General features: G+C 35.9%; 17 protein-coding genes and 2 pseudogenes. 14 read left to right on the forward strand and 5 right to left on the reverse strand.

All coding sequences use genetic code 11. The annotated features are described in order from the left end of the window. Positions 1–16: 16 nt before the first annotated feature. The 5 genes from ACP6PM_RS27845 to ACP6PM_RS27865 all read left to right on the forward strand — a co-directional run bounded on the left by ACP6PM_RS27845 (position 17) and on the right by ACP6PM_RS27865 (position 3,120). On the forward strand, positions 17–871 hold the full coding sequence (locus tag ACP6PM_RS27845) for an NYN domain-containing protein (RefSeq protein WP_426590142.1): 855 nt from the start codon (positions 17–19) through the stop codon (positions 869–871). Positions 872–1,053: 182 nt separating this feature from the next. Further along, positions 1,054–1,386, forward strand: a complete 333-nt coding sequence (locus ACP6PM_RS27850; RefSeq protein ID WP_426590143.1) for a DUF6883 domain-containing protein — start codon at positions 1,054–1,056, stop codon at positions 1,384–1,386. Between the two features lie 17 nt (positions 1,387–1,403). Next, positions 1,404–1,619: a DUF4926 domain-containing protein gene (locus tag ACP6PM_RS27855; protein WP_426590144.1), complete on the forward strand. Its 216-nt coding sequence runs from the start codon at positions 1,404–1,406 to the stop codon at positions 1,617–1,619. A gap of 170 nt (positions 1,620–1,789) precedes the next feature. Further along, a complete protein-coding gene (locus ACP6PM_RS27860; protein WP_426590145.1) occupies positions 1,790–2,608 on the forward strand; it encodes a XamI family restriction endonuclease in 819 nt (272 codons plus the stop codon). A gap of 11 nt (positions 2,609–2,619) precedes the next feature. Next, entirely contained in the window at positions 2,620–3,120 is a 501-nt protein-coding gene (locus tag ACP6PM_RS27865) for a PLP-dependent transferase (protein WP_426590157.1), read from the forward strand. 5 nt (positions 3,121–3,125) lie between these two features. On the opposite strand, the gene ACP6PM_RS27870 is transcribed toward ACP6PM_RS27865, so the two are convergent. Then, positions 3,126–3,338 (reverse strand): hypothetical protein, encoded by a 213-nt coding sequence (locus tag ACP6PM_RS27870; protein ID WP_426590146.1) that lies wholly within the window; start codon positions 3,336–3,338, stop codon positions 3,126–3,128. Next, entirely contained in the window at positions 3,325–3,813 is a 489-nt protein-coding gene (locus ACP6PM_RS27875) for a type II toxin-antitoxin system VapC family toxin (RefSeq protein ID WP_426590147.1), read from the reverse strand. The genes ACP6PM_RS27870 and ACP6PM_RS27875 overlap by 14 nt, the downstream gene beginning before the upstream one ends. Positions 3,814–4,431: 618 nt before the next feature. Between ACP6PM_RS27875 and ACP6PM_RS27880 the strand changes: the two genes are divergently transcribed. The 8 genes and pseudogenes from ACP6PM_RS27880 (at position 4,432) to ACP6PM_RS27915 (ending at position 13,661) form a co-directional block, all read left to right on the forward strand. Next, positions 4,432–5,274, forward strand: a complete 843-nt coding sequence (locus tag ACP6PM_RS27880; protein ID WP_426590158.1) for a DMT family transporter — start codon at positions 4,432–4,434, stop codon at positions 5,272–5,274. Positions 5,275–5,505: 231 nt separating this feature from the next. Further along, positions 5,506–6,435, forward strand: a complete 930-nt coding sequence (locus tag ACP6PM_RS27885) for a DMT family transporter (protein WP_426590148.1) — start codon at positions 5,506–5,508, stop codon at positions 6,433–6,435. A 206-nt stretch (positions 6,436–6,641) separates the two neighbouring features. Continuing rightward, the gene (locus ACP6PM_RS27890; protein WP_426590149.1) at positions 6,642–7,790 is read left to right on the forward strand and encodes an NAD/NADP octopine/nopaline dehydrogenase family protein; all 1,149 of its coding nucleotides are present in this window, start codon (positions 6,642–6,644) and stop codon (positions 7,788–7,790) included. A 435-nt stretch (positions 7,791–8,225) separates the two neighbouring features. After that, entirely contained in the window at positions 8,226–9,317 is a 1,092-nt protein-coding gene (gene serC, locus ACP6PM_RS27895) for a 3-phosphoserine/phosphohydroxythreonine transaminase (protein WP_426590150.1), read from the forward strand. Positions 9,318–9,763: 446 nt separating this feature from the next. Beyond that, a complete protein-coding gene (locus ACP6PM_RS27900; protein WP_426590151.1) occupies positions 9,764–10,147 on the forward strand; it encodes a pyridoxal-dependent decarboxylase in 384 nt (127 codons plus the stop codon). 198 nt (positions 10,148–10,345) lie between these two features. Next, positions 10,346–11,456, forward strand: a pseudogene (locus ACP6PM_RS27905) (RNA-guided endonuclease InsQ/TnpB family protein). 107 nt (positions 11,457–11,563) lie between these two features. After that, positions 11,564–12,571: pseudogene (locus ACP6PM_RS27910) on the forward strand (pyridoxal phosphate-dependent decarboxylase family protein); the annotation flags it as partial. 178 nt (positions 12,572–12,749) lie between these two features. Further along, positions 12,750–13,661, forward strand: a complete 912-nt coding sequence (locus ACP6PM_RS27915) for an NYN domain-containing protein (RefSeq protein ID WP_426590152.1) — start codon at positions 12,750–12,752, stop codon at positions 13,659–13,661. Between the two features lie 102 nt (positions 13,662–13,763). Here the strand turns inward: ACP6PM_RS27915 and ACP6PM_RS27920 are convergent, their stop codons facing one another. From ACP6PM_RS27920 to proX, 3 genes are all read right to left on the reverse strand, one after another. Further along, positions 13,764–14,879, reverse strand: coding sequence for a methyltransferase domain-containing protein (locus ACP6PM_RS27920; protein WP_426590153.1), 1,116 nt, complete (start codon positions 14,877–14,879; stop codon positions 13,764–13,766). A gap of 48 nt (positions 14,880–14,927) precedes the next feature. Continuing rightward, entirely contained in the window at positions 14,928–16,046 is a 1,119-nt protein-coding gene (locus tag ACP6PM_RS27925) for a hypothetical protein (RefSeq protein WP_426590154.1), read from the reverse strand. Positions 16,047–16,243: 197 nt separating this feature from the next. Continuing rightward, the gene (gene proX, locus ACP6PM_RS27930; RefSeq protein WP_426590155.1) at positions 16,244–17,260 is read right to left on the reverse strand and encodes a glycine betaine/L-proline ABC transporter substrate-binding protein ProX; all 1,017 of its coding nucleotides are present in this window, start codon (positions 17,258–17,260) and stop codon (positions 16,244–16,246) included. A gap of 561 nt (positions 17,261–17,821) precedes the next feature. Here proX and ACP6PM_RS27935 point away from each other — a divergent pair. Next, positions 17,822–19,768 (forward strand): FAD-dependent oxidoreductase, encoded by a 1,947-nt coding sequence (locus ACP6PM_RS27935; protein WP_426590156.1) that lies wholly within the window; start codon positions 17,822–17,824, stop codon positions 19,766–19,768. Positions 19,769–20,015: the final 247 nt, after the last annotated feature.

Below are 20,015 nucleotides of genomic sequence, written 5' to 3' on the forward strand. Positions count from 1 at the left end.
AGATTTATTGCAAAAAATGCCAGTATATACTCGTCCTCCTAGTAATAAACCACCAGAAATAACCTATTTATTTATTGATGGAGGTTATTTGAGGAGAAGCTACAAAGACTGCACTTCTCAATGGTTCGGAAATGACGTTGGAGATGGCAGAGATATTGACTTTGCTGCAATCAAAAGTCGTTTTAATGCTCGAAAGGTTTTCTATTATGACTGCCTTGATGAAATTCACAATAAAAATGAGAAAGAAGAAGATTTTAAAGCTCGTGTATCTCAACAAAAGGATGATTTTAATCAAATCCGTTCTCTAGAAGGATATCATGTTAAGTTAGGAACTTTGGTAGGTAATCCAAACAACAAACGTCAAAAAGAAGTGGATGTTCTATTAACAGTAGATATGATGAATCACACGATTCGTAATAACATGACCAATGCAGTTTTAATTGCTGGCGATCGAGATTTTAAACCAGTTGTTGAAAGTCTAGTTACTATGGGAATGTATGTAAAAATAGCTTCCGAACCTCGTTCAACTTCCCCAGAACTTAGATATGCTGCTGATGATTATATACCTCTATTATTTGAGAATTACTATAGTTGGTCATCTCCAGAACTGAAAAAAAAGTATCCAACACCCAAAATTGATCAAGCGGGTGGTGGAGATACTCCACAGCGTTATAGACCTAGTGATGCTAAATTTCTTAAGCAGGGAAAAGTCAATGGTTATAAAGCAGAATTGTTTCAAAAAGATAGTCAGTTTATTCTCTTTTTTGAGAAGATAGAAGGTGGTTGGACTTTAAAGTTAAGTTTCAATAGTCAAGAAAGACTAGAACTTTATTACTTCCTAAAATATGGAAAAAAAATTGAATGGGATTGAATGAATTTATACAGTGTTTCATAGTGATAATTTTGACATGACAATAATTTCAAAAGATGATTTGACTTTATCAGGAGCGAAACTATTTATGATATTCTGAAAATAAATTGGTATAGTTATTTATTTATCAATGGAGTTTACTTGAAAAAAAGTATAAAGTGTACTTCTGATTATCTATAAATATGAAAATTCCTAATTCAAAACTTGCAGAAGTTGATGTTCGGAAGTTGCGCGATTATTGCCTCTCTCCAGAGCATTCAGGGGGTAAGCACAAAGCGCGGTTATTTGAATCTATTCTTGGCATGACTGCTAATGATGCAGAAGAACTGCGTAACATACTTCTTAAAGTTGTTGATATTTATGATGCTCAACTAGGACGTACAGATGGATATGGACAACGCTATACTCTAGATTTTATGCTTGAATGGAATAACAAAAGTGCTACAGTTCGTAGTGGGTGGATTATTGAGCATGGCTCAGATATACCAAGGTTAACAACCTGTTATCCTCTATAATTATTGAAGGTAAAAATATGAATGAAACAATCAAACTATTAGACGTAGTAGCTCTTACAGAAGACTTACCAGAAGTAAATTTATATCGCGGACAGGTAGGTACAATAGTAGAAATTCTGGCTAGTGGAAAAGCATTTGAGGTTGAGTTTTGCGACGATAATGGGCGAACTTATGAATCATTGGGTTTACAACCAGAACAGTTTATGGTGTTGTATTTTGCTCCTGTTTCTTGAGCATACAGCAGTGTTGACGCTCAGTGAAACACGTAAAAAAAAGGATAACCCTGTAGGGATGTTCCATGGAACGTCCCTACTTTGTTAGTTTTTGCCTATTGATAGATTTTTTCAACCTACATTCCCCTTGTAGTTAAAGTTATTATTTGAGGAGCTTAAAAGTTTTAATAATGCCAGTAAATGCAGATAAACCCCATCTGTGGAAAAAAGATATTACTCAGTCAGTAGATTTCTACAATAATTGGTTTCTTGAGTTTGCTCCGATAACATACAAAGAAACTCGTCTTAGTACCACTCAAAAGGTTGAGTCCACATTAATGTTGACAGCTAATTTCACAAATATCTCACGGGAGATACTGTATCAGCACCCATTTATCTTGCCTATATTGCGGATGGCAACAGCGCCACCTATTGCTCGCGATCGACTCATTGGACTTGCTGATGTACGACCTAATCTTGTTAAGAATATGGAAGAAAAACTACGAATACCGCCACGAATGAATCCAGAAGAAATTCATTCTGAACTTGATAAAATTTGTCTAATTATTATTAGATTGCTAGATAAAGATATCTTTCCTTGGCTCGAAAGTGGTAGACAAGCAACCGATATAGAAGCTACTAGAGCTGCTACTATTGTTGCCGATCGCTTATGTGGTAATTTAGCTGACCCTATTATTCGTAATGCTCAAGAACAAAGACAACTTTCTACTATGAAAAATTGGTTAGAAAACAGAGGTTATTCTTATATTGAAACTGGCAGTGGTTTACAGTTTAATCAACTCAATCCAGGCAGTTTTTCATTTCGGATGAATATATCAGTAAAACAACCTAAAGGTAGCAAACAGATTAATATTCCTATTGATACTATTATTATGCCGTTTAATTCTCAAGTTGGTGAATTGCCACTATTAATTGAAGCGAAGTCAGCCGGGGATTATACAAATACAAATAAAAGACGAAAAGAGGAAGCTATTAAAATTAATCAATAGCGATCGATAAAATCAGAAATTTCAGGAATATTACTGGAGTGATTCCTGGCGTTCGGGATGTGTTTACACTGAGTCAACATTTGAAAACGTTTCGGTTGAGAATGGAGTATTTGAATGCTGCTGGTAAGAAACTGACAGAGTTTTTAAACTCACACCCTTTGGTTTCTAAGGTATATTATTTAGGCTTAGACTCTCATCCTCATCGGGAACTCGCCCAGAAATATTTTACGAATGGGTATGGTGGTGTTGTAACTTTTGAACTCAAACTTTCAAAAAATGAGACCTCTGAATTTATTGATAATTTGACAATTCCATATATTGCTTCAAATTTTGGTTCGGCAGAAACTTATATTGAACAACTTGCGCCTTTTACCTACTACTATTTATCGGAGGAGGATAGAGAATCATTAAAAATTACGGATAGTTTGATTAGATTATCTATCGGTTTTAACGATCCAATAGATAGTCTAATTGATGACTTGAATAGTAGTCTGGCGAAATATCAGAGATAAAAAACCTAATTAGGACTTTCGATATTTTGCGTAAGTCCTGCTTTTCTTTTTTTCAAAGGAGTTTTAATGAACTTGATTTTCCCTTTCCATTCTTTCTCGAATTGCTTTTGTTTTTCTAACCAATCAGCTAATATTAATTCCGGATCGTAGTTAAAAGCTTTGGCGTGTTCTTCTCGAATTTTGTAAATTTCTTCTAAAATTTCATCAGGTAACATCATTGTTTTTTCGTGCTAATTGATAATGTGTACAAAGTATTGGTAATTGATAGCCAAAGTTAGTGCTAATTTCAGATAATTTTCTCTGAATATTAGGGTTAGCAATATGGCGACAATTCCATGTTAAAAGATAGTCTAAACTATAAACAGTTGCTAGGGCAATATGCAACGCATCATCACTAGCTTTAAGGGGAAGATTCGTTTGTTGGAGAAACTGTTGAATCAAGTTTGTAACAGTTTGATTATCAAAGAGAAAGGGAAAGTCTTTAATCATCTCTATTCTATTTTGAGCCATTTCTGGGTCGCCCCTAGCTGCCTCATCCAAGACTACTTGAGAGACGTATATTTCAAAATTGCTTCGGCAATTATCCCACCATTCTCTGGTTACTGCCATATTAGCAGCAACAATTAGATTTTGGCTTGGTCTGGCGGTTAAATAACCAATAACACTTGTTTCTAAATATAAACTTTCACTCATTGCTATTTAATTATTGTTCAAATTTACCTTGTTTAAACTTGCTCATAACTAAATTTCAACCTAATTTTATTCATTTATTGTCTTAACAATTTAAGATTACTCTGTTTAATAATTAATAAAATATGTTGATTGATACTAGACATTTATAGTATCTTGTTAAATTAATCTTAAGTAAGAGATTATTTAGCTAAAGCATATTTAAAATAGCTAAAATATATTTGATCGGGACTTACCGAAAAATTTGGGTTTAAAGCCTCCCCTTTTCAGGGGATAATAAATAAAAATTTTCATGATTAGTCAATCCTCTTCTTTTCAAGGAGAGGTAATTATTCATTATTAATTATTCATTATTCATTGTTGAAATATCCATGTGAAATAATACACAAATTCTAGGGGTTAACAGTCGTTAATCCCTACTATATAAAGAGAGATTTTCACAGAAAAAAACAGCGATTTAAACACTCCATTATTCATCTAAATGTAATGAAAAATCAATTGCTATTATCAGAATAATCAAAGTTATTTGATAGATAAAAATTAATCGCGATCGCATTATTATTCATAGCTGCAGTTGGGCTATCTTTTGCAGCAATATTTATTAAATGGAGTGAAACATAAATTAGTCCAAATGCAACAGTTTTTAATCGTTTGTGGATTGCGACTGTAGTTCTCGGTTTTGGGAATACTCTTAATTTTGTTTATCTAAAACTATCTAATAGACAATTAAATCTACAGTCTGTAGAAGATAGGCCTTACACAAAAACTGTTATTTTACTATTGTTAGGATTAGGTTTTAGTTATCTGGGATTTCAATCACTTTGGGCTTGGTCTATAACTCAAACAAGTATTGGTATTTCTACTGTCTTGCATAATTTTACTCCCATATTTACAACTTTGAGCGCATGGATTTTTTTTGGTCAGCGTTTTGAAGAAAAATTTTTGATAGGGATGGTAATAACCATTGTAGGAATAGTTTTTATTGGTATCGAAGATATACAAATAGCTAATGGTACAACTAATAAAATATTAGGTGATGCAGCTGCTTTATTCTCTGCAGTTTTCTATGCAGGATACTTACTGATAATAGAACAATTACAAAGCAAATTAAGTGCTACCAAAATATTAATGTGGAGTTCGTTAACTGGAGCTATTTTAATTTTACCTATCCTGATACTTACTGGGGAAAAAATTTTTCCTTACTCATGGAATGGGTGGTTAGCCGTGATTTGTTTAGCTGTTATCTGCCAGGTTTTAGGACTGGGACTTATCACTTATACCCTCAATAAATTATCTGCGGGGTTTGTGGCCCTATTTTTACTTATCGATCCAGTTCTGACAGCTATTGAAGCATGGATAATTTTCTCCGAAAGATTAAGTTTATGGGACTGGATTGCTTTTGTATTGGTTCTACTGGGTATTTATTTAGCTTTATCGAGTAAATCTTCTATTCAGGAAGAATAATTCATAACTTGAAGTTATTATTTATTTTGATTGGAAAACAAAAGGTAGATAATAATATTGACAGTAAACGGACACTTGTTCCATGTCTCAATATTCGTAATAGGCAAAGACTGGAAGCTTCCGGCATTCATGGTTTGAAAGATGTCTGGCACTTCCTAGAAATGTCCTTTATAGAAATAGAGATGCCAAATATAATATGAGAGTATTTAGAAGCAGTTGATCTTGAAAGTTATGCAGGAACAAGTTGATAAGATAGGTAATTTAAGAGTGTTTGCATCCTTAGGACTAGCTATATTTGCCCTCTCTTGGATTCCCATTTTTTTCCGATTCCTTGAGGCAGAAATAGGTCCTTTTGCAGCTGCATTTAATCGCGTTTGGCTGGTCACGATTCTCTTAGGATTGTGGAATGGACTACAGTATATTAAAGAGCAATTTTCATCAGATAAATCTTGCAAACACAATCCTTATACTCCTTTAGTTTGGCTGCAATTATTAGTAGCAGGAATTAGTTTAGCTGGCCATCTGCTCTTATTGGCTTGGTCTCTAAGTCAAATTAGCATTACAAATACTTGTTTATTAGCCAATATGACTCCGATATGGACTGTTCTGTTAGGTTGGCTAATATGGAGCCAAAAGTTTGACAATTTATTTTTAATCGGGATGGGAGTCGCTATTGCAGGAGCTTCTATCATTGGAATAGAAGACTGGAAACTTGCCACAGCAAGTTTAAAAGCAGATGGAGTTGCTATAGTGGCATCAATCTTCTATAGCATATATTTGCTTTCTGTAGAATATCTACGCTCTCACTTAAGTTTTGTAACGATTCTGGGGTGGATTTCTACAATATCGACTATATCTATATTACCTCTTGCCTTGATCGCCGAAAATCAGCTATTTCCCCATTCTTGGTCAGGGTGGACATTTGTAATTTTGCTAGGTTTAATTTGTCAACTTCTAGGGCAAGGACTTGTGATGTATTGCCTCAAGAATTTATCTTCAGGCTTACTTTCTATGAGCAAGCTACTCGTTCCCATCATCAATGGTTTCTTAGCTTGGGTGTTGTTTGCAGAGGTGTTGAGTTTCTGGAACTATGTAGCATTTTGTCTAGTTCTACTGGGCATCTATATCGCTAAATCCAGTTCCTTTGCTGTTAAAGAGTGATATCAAATCCGGTAGTATCGGTAGAATTCCAGACCGTAGGGGTTTGGTCTCCAAACCCTCGACAAACTAGGAGTTTTAACTCTTTTTCTGATAGTAGAATTATATCACTCCGATTTCTCGGCAACCGTAGCCAGCGGATTTGATATGATATTATAGAGCAGCGAATTGAACAATTGATTTGAGAACCAAGCTATCAAAAAAAGATTATGAGTGATTTTGTTTTAACTGTTATAGGAGGGGGTAACTGCGGACATACATTAGCTGGTCTTGGGCCAAAAGAGGTTGAAACCCGCGTAATGACTCGCCGTCCCGAAGATTGGAACCAACGAATTGAAGTTTTCTATGAAAGTGATACGACTCCAATTTCTGAGGCCGATATATCGATTATTAGTTCTAACCCAGAAGATGTCATCCCAGGCAGCGATTTGATCCTCATATGTGGTCCTGTATATGTCTATGATGAAATCCTTTCTCGAATAGCTCCTTATGTAGACCCAGATAGCCATGTCGGTTTACTTTATGCCCAAGGATGTACTCACTTTAATGCTCAATCATTATTGCCCAATTCATACTTTTTTGGGTTTCAAACAATCCCTTGGCTTTGTAAAACTATGGAGTACGGGAAGAAGGCTCGTATTATTGGACCACAGAAGTCCCTCCGGGTAGCTACTAATTCTCCAGATAAAGATAAGTTGTCTTCATGGTTAGAGAGAATACTCAGGCATTCTACAATAACATTCCTACCTAATTTTTTAAGTACAACCCTAACTCCATCTAATCAGATCGTTCATGCAGGTCGGTATTATGGGATTTTTCATAACTGGGATGGTGTCTCACCTTACTCGGAAGAGGATATTCCACTACTATATGAAGATATGGATGAATTTTCAGCAGATTGTATTGGACGTCTTAGTGATGAGCTTCAATTAATCAAACAAGGGATTATCAAAGAATTGCCAGAGGTTAACTTAGATTATGTCAAGCCCTTAGACGAGAGATTGGCTGAAGACTTTTCTGATTTAGTAAAGGACAAAAGTTCTTTGAAAACGATTTACGCCACTAGCTATGCACATCGGGGAGTTAAAACTCCTGTGCGAGAGTTTAAGGGTGGTTTTGCTCCAAATCCTGACACACGTTTCTTTAAGGATGATATTCCCTATGGTCTTTGTATTATGAAGTGGTATGCTGAAATGCTAAAGATTGATACTCCCTGGACTGATGCAATGGTAGAGTGGCATCAAAACTTAATGGATAAGGAATATATTGTCAATGGAAAGCTTGTTGGAAAAGATGCTCACGAATGTGGTACTCCAGCATTCTATGGTGTTCAGACATTAAAAGAAGCAGTAATTTGAACATATTTAGGTTTTTTACCATTCATTTTTCAATGAATGGTAAAAATCTTGAGGCGATCTAGCTGCCGCACTTGCTCCGCCAACGCTTAAAAATTTTTAAGCGATTGCTGACACAAAGCTCCGCTAACGCCTAAGTTAGTAGGCGCTATATATATAGGGTTTGCTGAATAAAGTTTTTTTGCTGGGGTAGGAGTCAGGAGTCAGGAGGAATGGGGAATGGGGAATTTAGAGGAGGCAGTAGGAAGAATTATCCCTTGATTTTTCTCCCATAGTCAGCTCAAAATCCTAACTTTTTGGTCGCTCCAGCTGAAAAAGTGCAACTTTTTCAAAAAAGGCTTTAAGATTTAATCAGCAAGCCCTATATAGTATCTTTGCGTAAGTCCTGATAGAATTACTTTAGTCTGAATTTGTCCTTTATTGTTTCTCAAGTCCCCTATGAAAGACAGAGTTTATAATTTTTATGCAGGTCCTGGTGCTTTACCTTTACCTGTGCTGGAGCGAGTTCACTCGGAGTTTTTTAACTATAACAATACGGGTATGAGTGTGATGGAATTAAGCCATCGCACAGATGAGATTCAGCATATTATTGATGATAGTGGTGCTCGAATTAAGAGAATGATGAATTTGTCTGACGAATTTGAAGTAATATTTCTCCAGGGGGGAGGTTCCCTACAATTTCTGATGGTGCCAATGAATTTATCTCATCCGGGAGATAAAATAGATTACATTGATACCGGATATTGGGCAGAAAAAGCTATTAAAGCAGCAAAAAGTTTGGGTAGAGATTTAGAGATTATTGCTGCATCAGGCGATCGCAACCATACTTATGTTCCTAACTCGGACAGTATTCAAACACGCTCTGAAGCTAAATATTTACATCTTTGCACCAATAATACTGTTGTCGGAACTCAATTTCACAATTTTCCTAAAGTTCCTATTCCTATTGTTGCTGATATGAGTTCTGACTTTTTGAGTAAGGCGATCGATCCTTCTCCCTGTGCTTGTATATATGCACACGCTCAGAAAAATGTCGGACTTTCTGGGGTGACTGCGGTTGTGATCCGAAAGAGTATTTTGGAAAATAGTCCGGACGATCTGCCAGAACTTCTAGATTATCGTACCCACATCGAACGCAAGTCTAATTATCATACACCTCCCTGTTTTTCTATCTACGTTATGTGGCAGATTTTGCGCTGGATAGAAGAAGATATTGGTGGAGTAGAAGCAATGGAAAAGATTAACTGGCAAAAATCTTCTGCTCTCTATGATTTTATTGATGCAACACCTTTATTTGATTGTCCTGTAGAAGTTGAGTCGCGATCGCGCATGAATGTAGTTTTTAGGTTGCCTACGAAAAGCTTAGAAGAACAATTCATTCAAGAAGCGTTTGAATCAGGACTTGTGGGTGTAGCTGGACATCGTACTCAGGGAGGATGTCGTGTCAGTCTTTATAATGCTGTCACTCTAGATGCAGTTAAAAATTTGATTGAATTTATGGACAAGTTTGCTCAAAAAACGAATTATTAAAAACCTGCTTGATTGTACATAGATTCAGTTACTTTATAATCATTCTTTTGGTTTATTGGTTGTGATGTTTTTGCACCGGATTTAATATTATATTATTTTCGGTAAAACAGTTATAACTAGTGCAGGATGACGGAAATAAGTGACCAGTGACAAAATCCTAAAAACCTTACTAATCAATACTTTTGACTTTTAACTTTTGACTTTTAACTTCCGCGTAGCGGCACTAGGCTAGTAGTTGGGCTTTAGCCCAGGAAATAGTTATCTTATTGCTCTAGCCCAACTACTAACAAAAACTTTATTATAACTAATGATGAAAGGTGCACATTATATTTTAGATATGCTGGAACAACAAATCTAGATAATTTCTCTGGAAAGTATCTACAAAAATTTGAAAAAAAGTTGATTTGTAGCAGAAATCTACCATTAAAAAAAATCAATATTTCCTAATGACAAATACAACAAAAGTTTTGAATCAAGTAGTTGCCTTAATTGTCAAATATTTAGAAAGTAATTCCGATCTAGATACAAAAGTTGTTAATTATCAAACTGTTAATGTTCTTAAGGAAAAGCTTGATTTAACTTTACCGGATGATGGGGTTAGTTTAGAAGAGTTAATTTATGTAGTAGAATCTTACCTCAAATATAGTGTCAGAACAGGTAGCACTCAATTTTTCAATCTACTTTTTAGCGGGTATAGTATTCCAGGAATATTAGCTGAGACGATCACAAGTGCAACTAATACAACTATGCACACTTATGATGTTGCACCTGTAGCTACACTTATGGAAATGGAATTGATTAAACATTTGAATAGTGTTAGTGGGATTTAATGATGGTGAAGGTTTAATGGTTACGGGTGGGAGTTTTGACCTAGTTAACAATTTACGTTATAACGCAGTATAATACGATAGTTATTTTTGGCTGCCCGAAAATCACAATTGTCAACTAAAAAAAAGAGCATTGACTTAATCAAAGAATAACGATATAATAAGTTAAAAATCATACCATTATACTGCCAATACGCATACATGAAATCCATCAGAACCAAGCTCAAACTGAATAACAAGCAGAGAACCCTGATGGCTCAACACGCAGGTTACTCACGTTGGTGTTATAACTGGGGTTTAAGTTTATGGAATGCTGCTTACAAGGCTGGTGACAAACCTAATATTCGTACAATTAGAGAAGTTTTTACTAACCACACAAAGCCTTTATATCCTTGGATGAAAAACTTGTCATCTAAAGTTTACCAATATACTTTTATCAACTTAGGTGAAGCATTTAAAAGGTTCTTTAAAGGATTAGGAAAATACCCAAAGTTTAAAAAGAAGGGTAGGTCTGATTCTTTCACAATTGATAATTCTGGAAAACCAATAGAATTAAATGGATGGAATCATAAATTACCTTTTATTGGTATTGTTAAAACTTATGAACCCATTGAAGCAACAACTAAAAAAATCACCATTAGTAGACAGGCAGGAGATTGGTATCTTAGCTGTAGCTATGAATTTCATCCTCACAACCCACCCCCATCCCCTCCTGGGAGGGGAGCAAGAGGGGTGGGTGATGTTATCGGTGTAGATTTAGGTGTCAAAATATTAGCAACTTTAAGTAATGGGAAAGTGTTTGCAAGTGTAAAAGCTTACCGCTCCTTGGAAGAGAAGCTCTCTAGACTACAATACCATTACCGCAATAAAATAATTGGTTCTGCTAACTGGAAAAAAGCACAACTTAAGATAGCGGCATTGCATGGAAGGGTAGCAAACATCCGCAAAGACGCACTTCATAAACTGACAACATACTTAGCCAAAAACCACGGCAGAGTTGTCATAGAAGATTTAAACGTCAGGGGTATGTTAGCTAACCATAAGCTGGCGAAATCTATAGCTGATCAAGGGTTTTATGAATTTAGGCGACAGCTTAAATATAAATGCCAATGGTATGGTTCTGAAGCTCTGGGTAGTAGATAGATTCTTTCCATCATCAAAGACTTGCTCAAACTGCGGTCATGTTCAAGATATGCCATTAAATCTGAGAACTTATGATTGCTCTGAGTGTGGGTTGTCAATAGATAGAGATTTAAACGCAAGTATTAATTTAAGAAATGCGGTCGGCTCGGTCGTGAATGCCTGTGCATGAATGCCTGTGGATGAGTAACCGCCGACGGCCTCAGTAGAAGCAGGAAGTAAACGTCAAATTGTCACGTTATGTGACGTTTTGTATCGGTTTTATAGAGCAGTAATGCTAATATGTTGGGAATGCTTTGTGGGCGAAATCAAGTTTTACCTGAAGCTAAGTTTAAGGGATTGCGCGATCGTCAATTAGTCGCTTTTGTTTCAGAACAAACTCATTATTCTTATGAAAAAGCTGCTAATTTATTAGGAATTGGTATAGAAAATTTAGTTAAAATTAAGTCTGATATTGACGGAAAAATAATTCCACAAGAATTAGAAGTGGCAATTCAAAAAAGTTTATTAGAAAAGAAAATACCTTTTTTTGTTGGTGCAACTGCGGGAACTACTGTTTTAGGAGCTTTCGATCCTTTACCTGCTTTAGCAGAAATTACTAAAAAATATAAATTATGGCTTCATGTAGATGCTGCTTGGGGTGCCCCTGTTTTATTTAGTGAAAAATACAAGTATTTATTAGCTGGAAGCGAGTTAGTTGATTCTTTGACTTGGGATGCTCATAAATTAATGGGAGTTCCTTTAATTTGTTCGGCTATTTTAGTTAAAGAAAAAGGAATATTGTCAGAAACTTGTTCTGGTGGAGGGACAGATTATCTCTTCCATGATGATGAAAATGATTCCTATAATTTAGGTAAAATTTCATTACAATGTGGTAGAAAAGTAGATGCACTAAAATTTTGGTTGTGTTGGAAATACTCTGGGAACAAAGGTTATGAAAAGCAAGTGGATAATTTGTTTGAGTTAGCTAATTATGCAACAGAATATATTCGCAATTGTGAAAATTTAGAACTAATAGTTGAACCAAAATTTTTGAATATTTGTTTCCGTTATATATCAAGAGAAAAAAACTTTGATTCTGCTGCTTTAGATCGGCTTAATTTAGAAATACGCAATCGATTAATTGCATTAGGAGAAACTTTTGTTAATTATACTTATTATCAAGATAAGGTGATTATTCGGTTAATTTTGGCTAACTCTGAACTACAAAAAGCAGATATAGAAAAGTTTTTCAAAAATTTAATTAATGCTGGCATGATTACTGAGAAGACTTACAGCACTTTTTAGAATAGTGAGGTATACTTTTTCATATTAAAGGGGGATATTCCAATATCTCCAAACTGCGTAATGTTTGAATGAGTTAATAACTCATAGCTAATAGCTTACTGCAGAATACTTACAAGCTATTTATAGCAAAATATGTAATATTAAAGTTCAAGTATAAAATATAGATTTATTATCAAAAATGTCAAATATTCATAATTCTACCGACCTACAATCTTCCAAAGTAACTTATTTATTTATTGATGGAAGTTACCTAAGAAAAAGTTATATAGATACTACTTCTAAATGGTTTGGAAATGAAGTCGAAGATGACAATATTAACATTGATTTTAATGCCGTCAAAAGTTTTTTTGATGCTCGAAAAGTTTTCTATTATGACTATATAGATCGAATTCAAGGTAAGTATGAGAATAAAATAGATTTTGAAGATCGTGTATCTCAACAAAAAGATTATTTCGATCGAATTCGTTCTCTGGAAGAGTATCACGTTAAGCTAGGGAATTTGACAAAAAAAAGTCACAAAGAAGCTGGTATTCTCCTCACAGTAGATATGATGAATCACGCTATTCGCAACAATATGACAAAAGCAGTTTTACTATCTGGAGATAAGGATTTTAAACCACTTGTTGAAAGTTTAGTAAATATGGGAATGATTGTATATGTATCTTCCGAAGCTCGTTCAACTTCATCAGAGCTGAAATTTGCGGCTGATTCTTACATTCCACTGTCATTTTTTGATTACTATAAATGGTCGTCTCCAGAACTAAAAAGTAAGTATCCAATGCCTAAAATTGAAACATATAAAACTCCATTTTTAGGTCGAGGTATAGATAAATTTACAGCACTATCAGATATGAAAATTGGTAAGAAATTTGGAGGTATAGTCAAAGTTTCTGAACCTCAAAATGCTCAGTTGCTCGATCGGGGAACAGTTAAAGATTACGAAGTTAAGTTATTTCAAAAAGATCGTGAATTTATCCTCTTCTTTAGAAAGATAGAAGATGGTTCTACTTTTCAGATGACTTTGAATAATCAGGATAGATTAGAACTTTACTATGCTCTAGAATCTGGAAAAAAAATTAAGTGGGATTAAACAGTTATCAGTTTGAAATACTGAAGTGAACTTTTTTTCATCGCCTTAAAAGAGGAGGTTTGAGACCTTCCCCAAATCAGCAACGCCAGCATTCCCAATTCTTCAGAGATCGTGGCCAAACAACACGCTTTTCGATCCCTTATACATATGTTCTACAGTACCCATATTGAATAAAGCAGTCTGTTGAGTACCCCGGCCAACTTGGTATTTGAACTCGACCACATTCAATCGCGACTCCTCGCCGTTTCGACGAAGGGTGATTGTTCCCTCAACCCGATCGCCAGGTGCTACTTTGAAGCTTTCTTGGAGTGGGTATAGTTGCTGTCCCCAATGATTGTAAACTTCTCCTGGTCCTGTGTCCAGAACTGTTCCGTTGGGAAAATCTGTGGTGAACCAGCCGAGAAATCCTTTAATTTCAGTGTGCTTGCTTACAGTAAACTGAAAATCCTTGCTGAACTCGACGAGTTCAGTAGGATCGACAGTTGCACAGTCAAACTCAAGGACTCGCTGTGGGTCTGAGGCGAGATTATCTTGGGACAAGTAGTTGACGCGGATCGCATTCCTCAAAAAGTAGTCTGACAAGTCCTGCTCCAACTCATCTGTGAAACTGGAGTAGTCCACATCAATACGTTGAAGATTACTCACCGTTTCGTTCCATTCTGCCATCTCTTTTTCAAACTTAGCTCTGACAAAATGGGAGTGATCTTGATCGCTAGTTGGCGCGTACAACCCAAGCAGAATAGTAGCATGGGAAGGCAAAAGCAACCCTCCTGGCTTGAGCCATTTGTCACGAGCATAAGCCACACTGTCAAACATCGATTCTTTGAGTAAAAGGCTACCCATCCACTCACTGACGATCGCATCTACTGACTCAGGAATTTCAACCTCTTCAACTTTGGAATGGAGAACTGTCACTATATCTGATACATTTGACACCTGAACCAACCGCCTAGCAAGTTCAGCAGCATTACTGGCATCCACTGCATAAACACGTTTGGCACCCGCCTTAGCTGCCCAAACAGCCAATACACCAGTACCTGTGCCCACATCAAGAACAACTTTATCGGCGATCGTTTCTGACTTGTTTTTGAATATAGCCGAGTGATAAGCTTCCATCCTCGCCATGTCTTCTAACATGACTTTATGCGATCGCATTGAGCCATACAAATCAAAGTATTTAAAAGCTCTGTTAGGCTGGGCTGGTTGTGAGACTGTCATTTAAATGCTTCTCTCCTTTAGAATTAAAGTAAATTTTGGTTTCCAGACTTAGAAGTATGACTTCAATATGCCTCGTCTGCGGACATCGCAAGTTGCACAATGCAACCCACCCCCAAAAACATAATGATCTTTGAAGTCTACTAAAATTGGCTTTAAGCCTATCTCTTTAAAAAACTTAATGGTTGGTTCTTCACTTTTTTCAACAACTACTCTCTCCTCATCGATCATCAGAATATTCATGGAAAGCCAACGGCTGGACATATGAAATTCAGCATTTGCCACGCCTCTAGGAGGATAAAGAATCTCCCATCCTCCCCGCTTAAACATATCTAAGATATCAGGTGAGAGACAGGAACGATCGGGGCAAGACAAGACACGCCCTTCCCCGATGGGAACCCAAGTTGCATCCATATGTATTGGGCCTGGATCGCGGAACTTTACCGTGTGGACTCTGTACTCCGAGCCAAGATGTCTCTGCATCCACTGAATTCCCAAATCATTGGTAACGTGGCTCCTCTGCGCCAAGATGTCTCTGCCGAAGCGCGTGAAATCAGCCGCATCGAAGCAAGGCTCCGACTCGGTGGTAATGAAGCGACCATTCAAAGGACCAACGCTATCTGGCACACCAGACTCCCCACGGAAAAAGGCCATATCCTCTTCAGGATAGTCCCAATCGTAGAGGGCATCAGACATCTTGGGCTTGGGAGCTGCTGTCCAGCGTGACCCCTGCCCGAAGTATTCTTGGATTAAGGACCGATAGCGTAAGAACTCGAAATAGCGGCATCGCTGAGACATTGGTGCTTCGATAATTTCGTCGCCCACAACAAGCAAGACATCCCTCACATCAGCATTGAAGAACCCTGCTGATTCAAAATAAGGTGTTTTAAAGAGATGATGGGCATAATCAACAGGTTCTGGTCGTCGTACAATGACACCTTCTCCTTCAAGCACTTCTTGAAGATTGTCGAGAGCTTTGGCAGCCTTCTCAACCAATTCTGTCGGATAGGGCTGTCCGCCGTACTTCTGATAAAAGCTCCAGTAGTCCTTGCGGATGAAGGTCTTCATGTCATGGGTTAAAACAGGTGCTGTAACCCCATCAATAGTTCCAACAATTATTTCTTCGAGAGGGTCCCATTCGTTATAGCTACATACCGAGGATATTTTCATTTTAAATCATTATCTATGGAGACATCTCCATAAAAGGTTCTGAAACCATTATAGCACCTTCCCAAAATCATCTAGTTCATCTATAAATATTCATTTTTTGTCTTTTGAGTGCAGATGTTATTATTACTATTATATCTGTTATGACCTTATATTTTTGGATCAATCTAAAGTTTGCAAAGCAACTACTTGAGTCTAGGTCAAAAATCTGTCGCCTTTTTTGCTTCTTCTAGCCAACTATCAAACAATTCTTGATTATTTTTAACCCACTCTTTTGCATGGCGACGGATATCCTCTGGAGAATCTTCACCATCTTTAATATATAGACTTTCAACATTCATATCCTCTGTAGGAATTTGAACCAGTTCAAACCAACGTTTGGCAACTGGGTTAGCTGCTAAAAATTCTTTATTGGCAAAAATTCGCTGGTTATCAAGAGCAAATCCAAGATTGTTACCTTCTATAGTAGTGTCTTTTTCTGTTATATTTTTCTGAGATTCTGGAAGAGAAGTAAAGGGAACTTCCAACCAAATTATATCTTTATCTGGTTTTAATACTGTAGATATCCAGTGAGGATTATAAGCATAGTAGAGAACACTTTTCCCTTGTTGGTAGCGACTAATAATATCTGCAAGCAAAATAATGTATTGTCCTCTCTTGTGTTCAACTGTATCTTCTAATCCATAAGCTTTGATGTGATGATCGATTATTATTTCACAAAACCAACCAGGATTACACCCTACTAAATTAGCTTTACCATTACCATCCGAATCAAATAGTTGAGCAATTTTTGGGTCTTTAAGTTGTCCAATATTAGTAATTTTATATCGATCGGCAGTTTTTTTATCAATTTGATAGCCTTGTACTACATTAGGAGTAAGAACTCCAACTCGCTCTAACTTTTTTTTACCCCCAGCATTATTAAAAAATTCTTGGTGTCCTTTTTCATAGTTGATCGTACTATAATCTATGTCACTATTAGCAACAGACAAATAAATAGCAGGGTAGTCAATTTCTTTGGGTTTTTCAATCTGATAACCAAGTTTTTCCAGACCAATATTTACTATTTCGGTTTGGAAATGTTCCTCAACCCAATTACTATGAGCAGCACGAACTTTAGTTTTTTTAACGGACGAAGTTGATTGACAGGCAATTAAACTTATCAACAAAGTTGTTAAAGTCATTCCTAAAGCTAGTTGCCTCAATTTTTGTTTCATTCAAAAATTCTCATAAACCTACAATAAAGATTATTTAGCTAGACTATATCCTTAAACACTTGATTATCTAAAAACTTTAGAAAACCTTAATTATTCTATATTTTTATAGGCAAAAATTAGGCATTAAATTACAATGTGATAGGGTGTTAATCGGCTCTAAGTGAAAATTTTCAACAGTAATCAAATAAAGTCATTTACTAATCAATATCTTTAATTTAGAACTATCGGGAATATTTACTAGAAAAACATTAGCTATTAGTGTTGGGTTTCATTCTTCAACCCAACCTACGCAATTCTATTTTTTATTATAACTATTCAAAGCAAAATTATGTTGTACCATTCTAAGAAAATTATGGCATAAACCTGAATTATTAAGCCTCTTTCCAAGGGAAATTTGTGGGAATTAAACTCTTCGACTATTCATATTAATTGTCATCCAAAAACTTGAGAAAACCTTAAGTATGCTATATTTTTATAGGCAAAAATTCTGCACTAAATTACAATATAGCAGGACGTTAATCGCCCAAATGAAAATTTCCAAAAGTAATCAAATTATTGCTGATGAATCAATTAACTAATCTCAAATCATTTCCATTAGTTTCGCGACGAACAATACTCAAATTATTAACTATTGGAGCTGCCACTGGTTTACTGGGTTATACTCGATTCTCGAAACCCCAACCAACAGTTTTTGTACAAGATAATCTAGATTTACCAAAATATTTAAACAATTCTAAAAGTGTGGTAGTAGTCGGGGGTGGATTAGCAGGATTAGCTTGTGCTTATGAACTTAGTCAGCGAGGTTTTACGGTTACTTTATTAGAAAAATCCCCACAACTAGGAGGAAAAATTGCTAGTTGGTCTGTTGATGTAGGGGGAGAAAAGTTTATGATGGAACATGGTTTTCATGGTTTTTTTCCTCAATATTACAATCTGAATAGTTTGGTAGAAGAACTGAATATTACCGATAATTTTAAATCTTTAGAGTTTTATTCTATGGTGTTTCGAGAAGGAAAATATCAACCAGAAGTATTTCGTCCTAGTAGTTCTGCTTTTCCTTGGAATATAGTAGATTTAGCAATTTCTTCTCCTAATAGATTTAGATGGGGAATTAATTTAGCAAAGCCTAAACATTGGGAAGTTTTTCGAGCTATAGGTGGCTTTCAAGTAGAGAAAACTTATCAGCGACTTGACAATTTATCTGTTGCTGAATGGGTGGAAAAAGATTTTCCACAAGGATTGTACGATCTGTATTTTTTGCCTTTTGCTAAATCAAGTCTTAATGCTCCAGACAAGTTGAGTGTTGCCGAGTTAATGCAGTTTTTTCACTTCTATTTTTTTGGTAATCCAGAAGGTTTAGCTTTTAATGGTACGAGACAAGATATGGGTACAAGTTTAGTACAACCAATTGCTCAAGAAATTGAAAGTAAAGGAGGTAAAATTTTTACTGATGTTGGGGTTAGTAAAATTAATTGGCAAGACAATAAGATTAATTCAATTAGTTATCAGTTAGGAGAAGTGAAAAATTTGATTCCTTTTTGGGTAGAACGTAATTGGGAAATTAACAAAGAGGAAGTTAATTATTTTGGGTCGAGCGATCGCCTCTTTGCTATTGAACCTCATTCATATGAGGCTATTTCTCTAACTTGTACTCATCAAGGGTGTACTGTTGAATTAGCAGAAGATGGAAAATTTTACTGTCCTTGTCACGGTGCAGTTTATGATAGAAAAGGAAAAGTATTGGCAGGTCCCGCAAAACGAAATTTATCACGCTACAAAATTACTAAAACTCGAGAAAGTCAAGTGCAATTAGTTGGCATAATGGAAAATAACTCAGAAATTATCTCCACAGAAATTAAAGCAGATTATTATGTATTTGCTACTGATGTTCCAGGAGTTCAACACTTATTTAATGTGATGGAAGGAGAAGTAAATCAAAATGTAAAATCACAGGTACAAAAATTACATATAGCTGACCCATTTGCAGTCTGTCGTTTTTGGTTTGACCGAGACTTTGACTGGGAACATAGCAATTTTACTTCTCTATCTGGCTATGAATTAACTGATAGTATTACTCTTTATCATCGCATTCAAGAACAATTCATTCAATGGCATCAAAAAACAGGTGGTAGTGTTGTGGAATTACACGCTTATTGTTACAAGGAAAAACAGTTTCCCACTCAAGAAATTTTACTGAAAACTTTTGCACAAGAATTATATGAAATTGTACCGGAATTAAAAGATGCTAATTTGCTGCATCGAGAATTAGTAAACCAGAAAAATTTTTCTGCTTATCCTCCAGGTAGTTATCAACAACGTCCGGAAACTAATAGTGGTGTTTCTAATTTAATGTTTGCTGGAGATTGGGTAAAGATGCCATTTCCTTGTGGTTTAATGGAAAGAGCTGTTAGTAGTGGGTTATTAGCAGGAAATGAAATTATTTCCATAGAGGGTTTACAAAGGCGAAAATTACTATCAGTAAACCCAGAAGGTATTCTCAAAATTTGATTTTAGGGAGTAGGGGAGTAGGGAGTAAGGGAGTAGGGGAGTAAAAAACAAGAAAAACAACTGTACCTCAGTAACTTGAGAAAGACTATAAGAGAATAAGTAGGACTTGCTCAATACATTGAGGGAGTGAATATTTTTTCCCAATTCCCCATTCCCAATTCCCTAGTAACTTGAGAAATACTATAAGAGAAGAAGTAGGACTTGCTCAATACATTGAGGGAGTGAATATTTTTTCCCAATTCCCCAT

This window comes from Dapis brunnea BLCC-M229, assembly GCF_050015995.1.
In the GTDB taxonomy this organism is placed as follows: domain Bacteria; phylum Cyanobacteriota; class Cyanobacteriia; order Cyanobacteriales; family Microcoleaceae; genus Trichodesmium.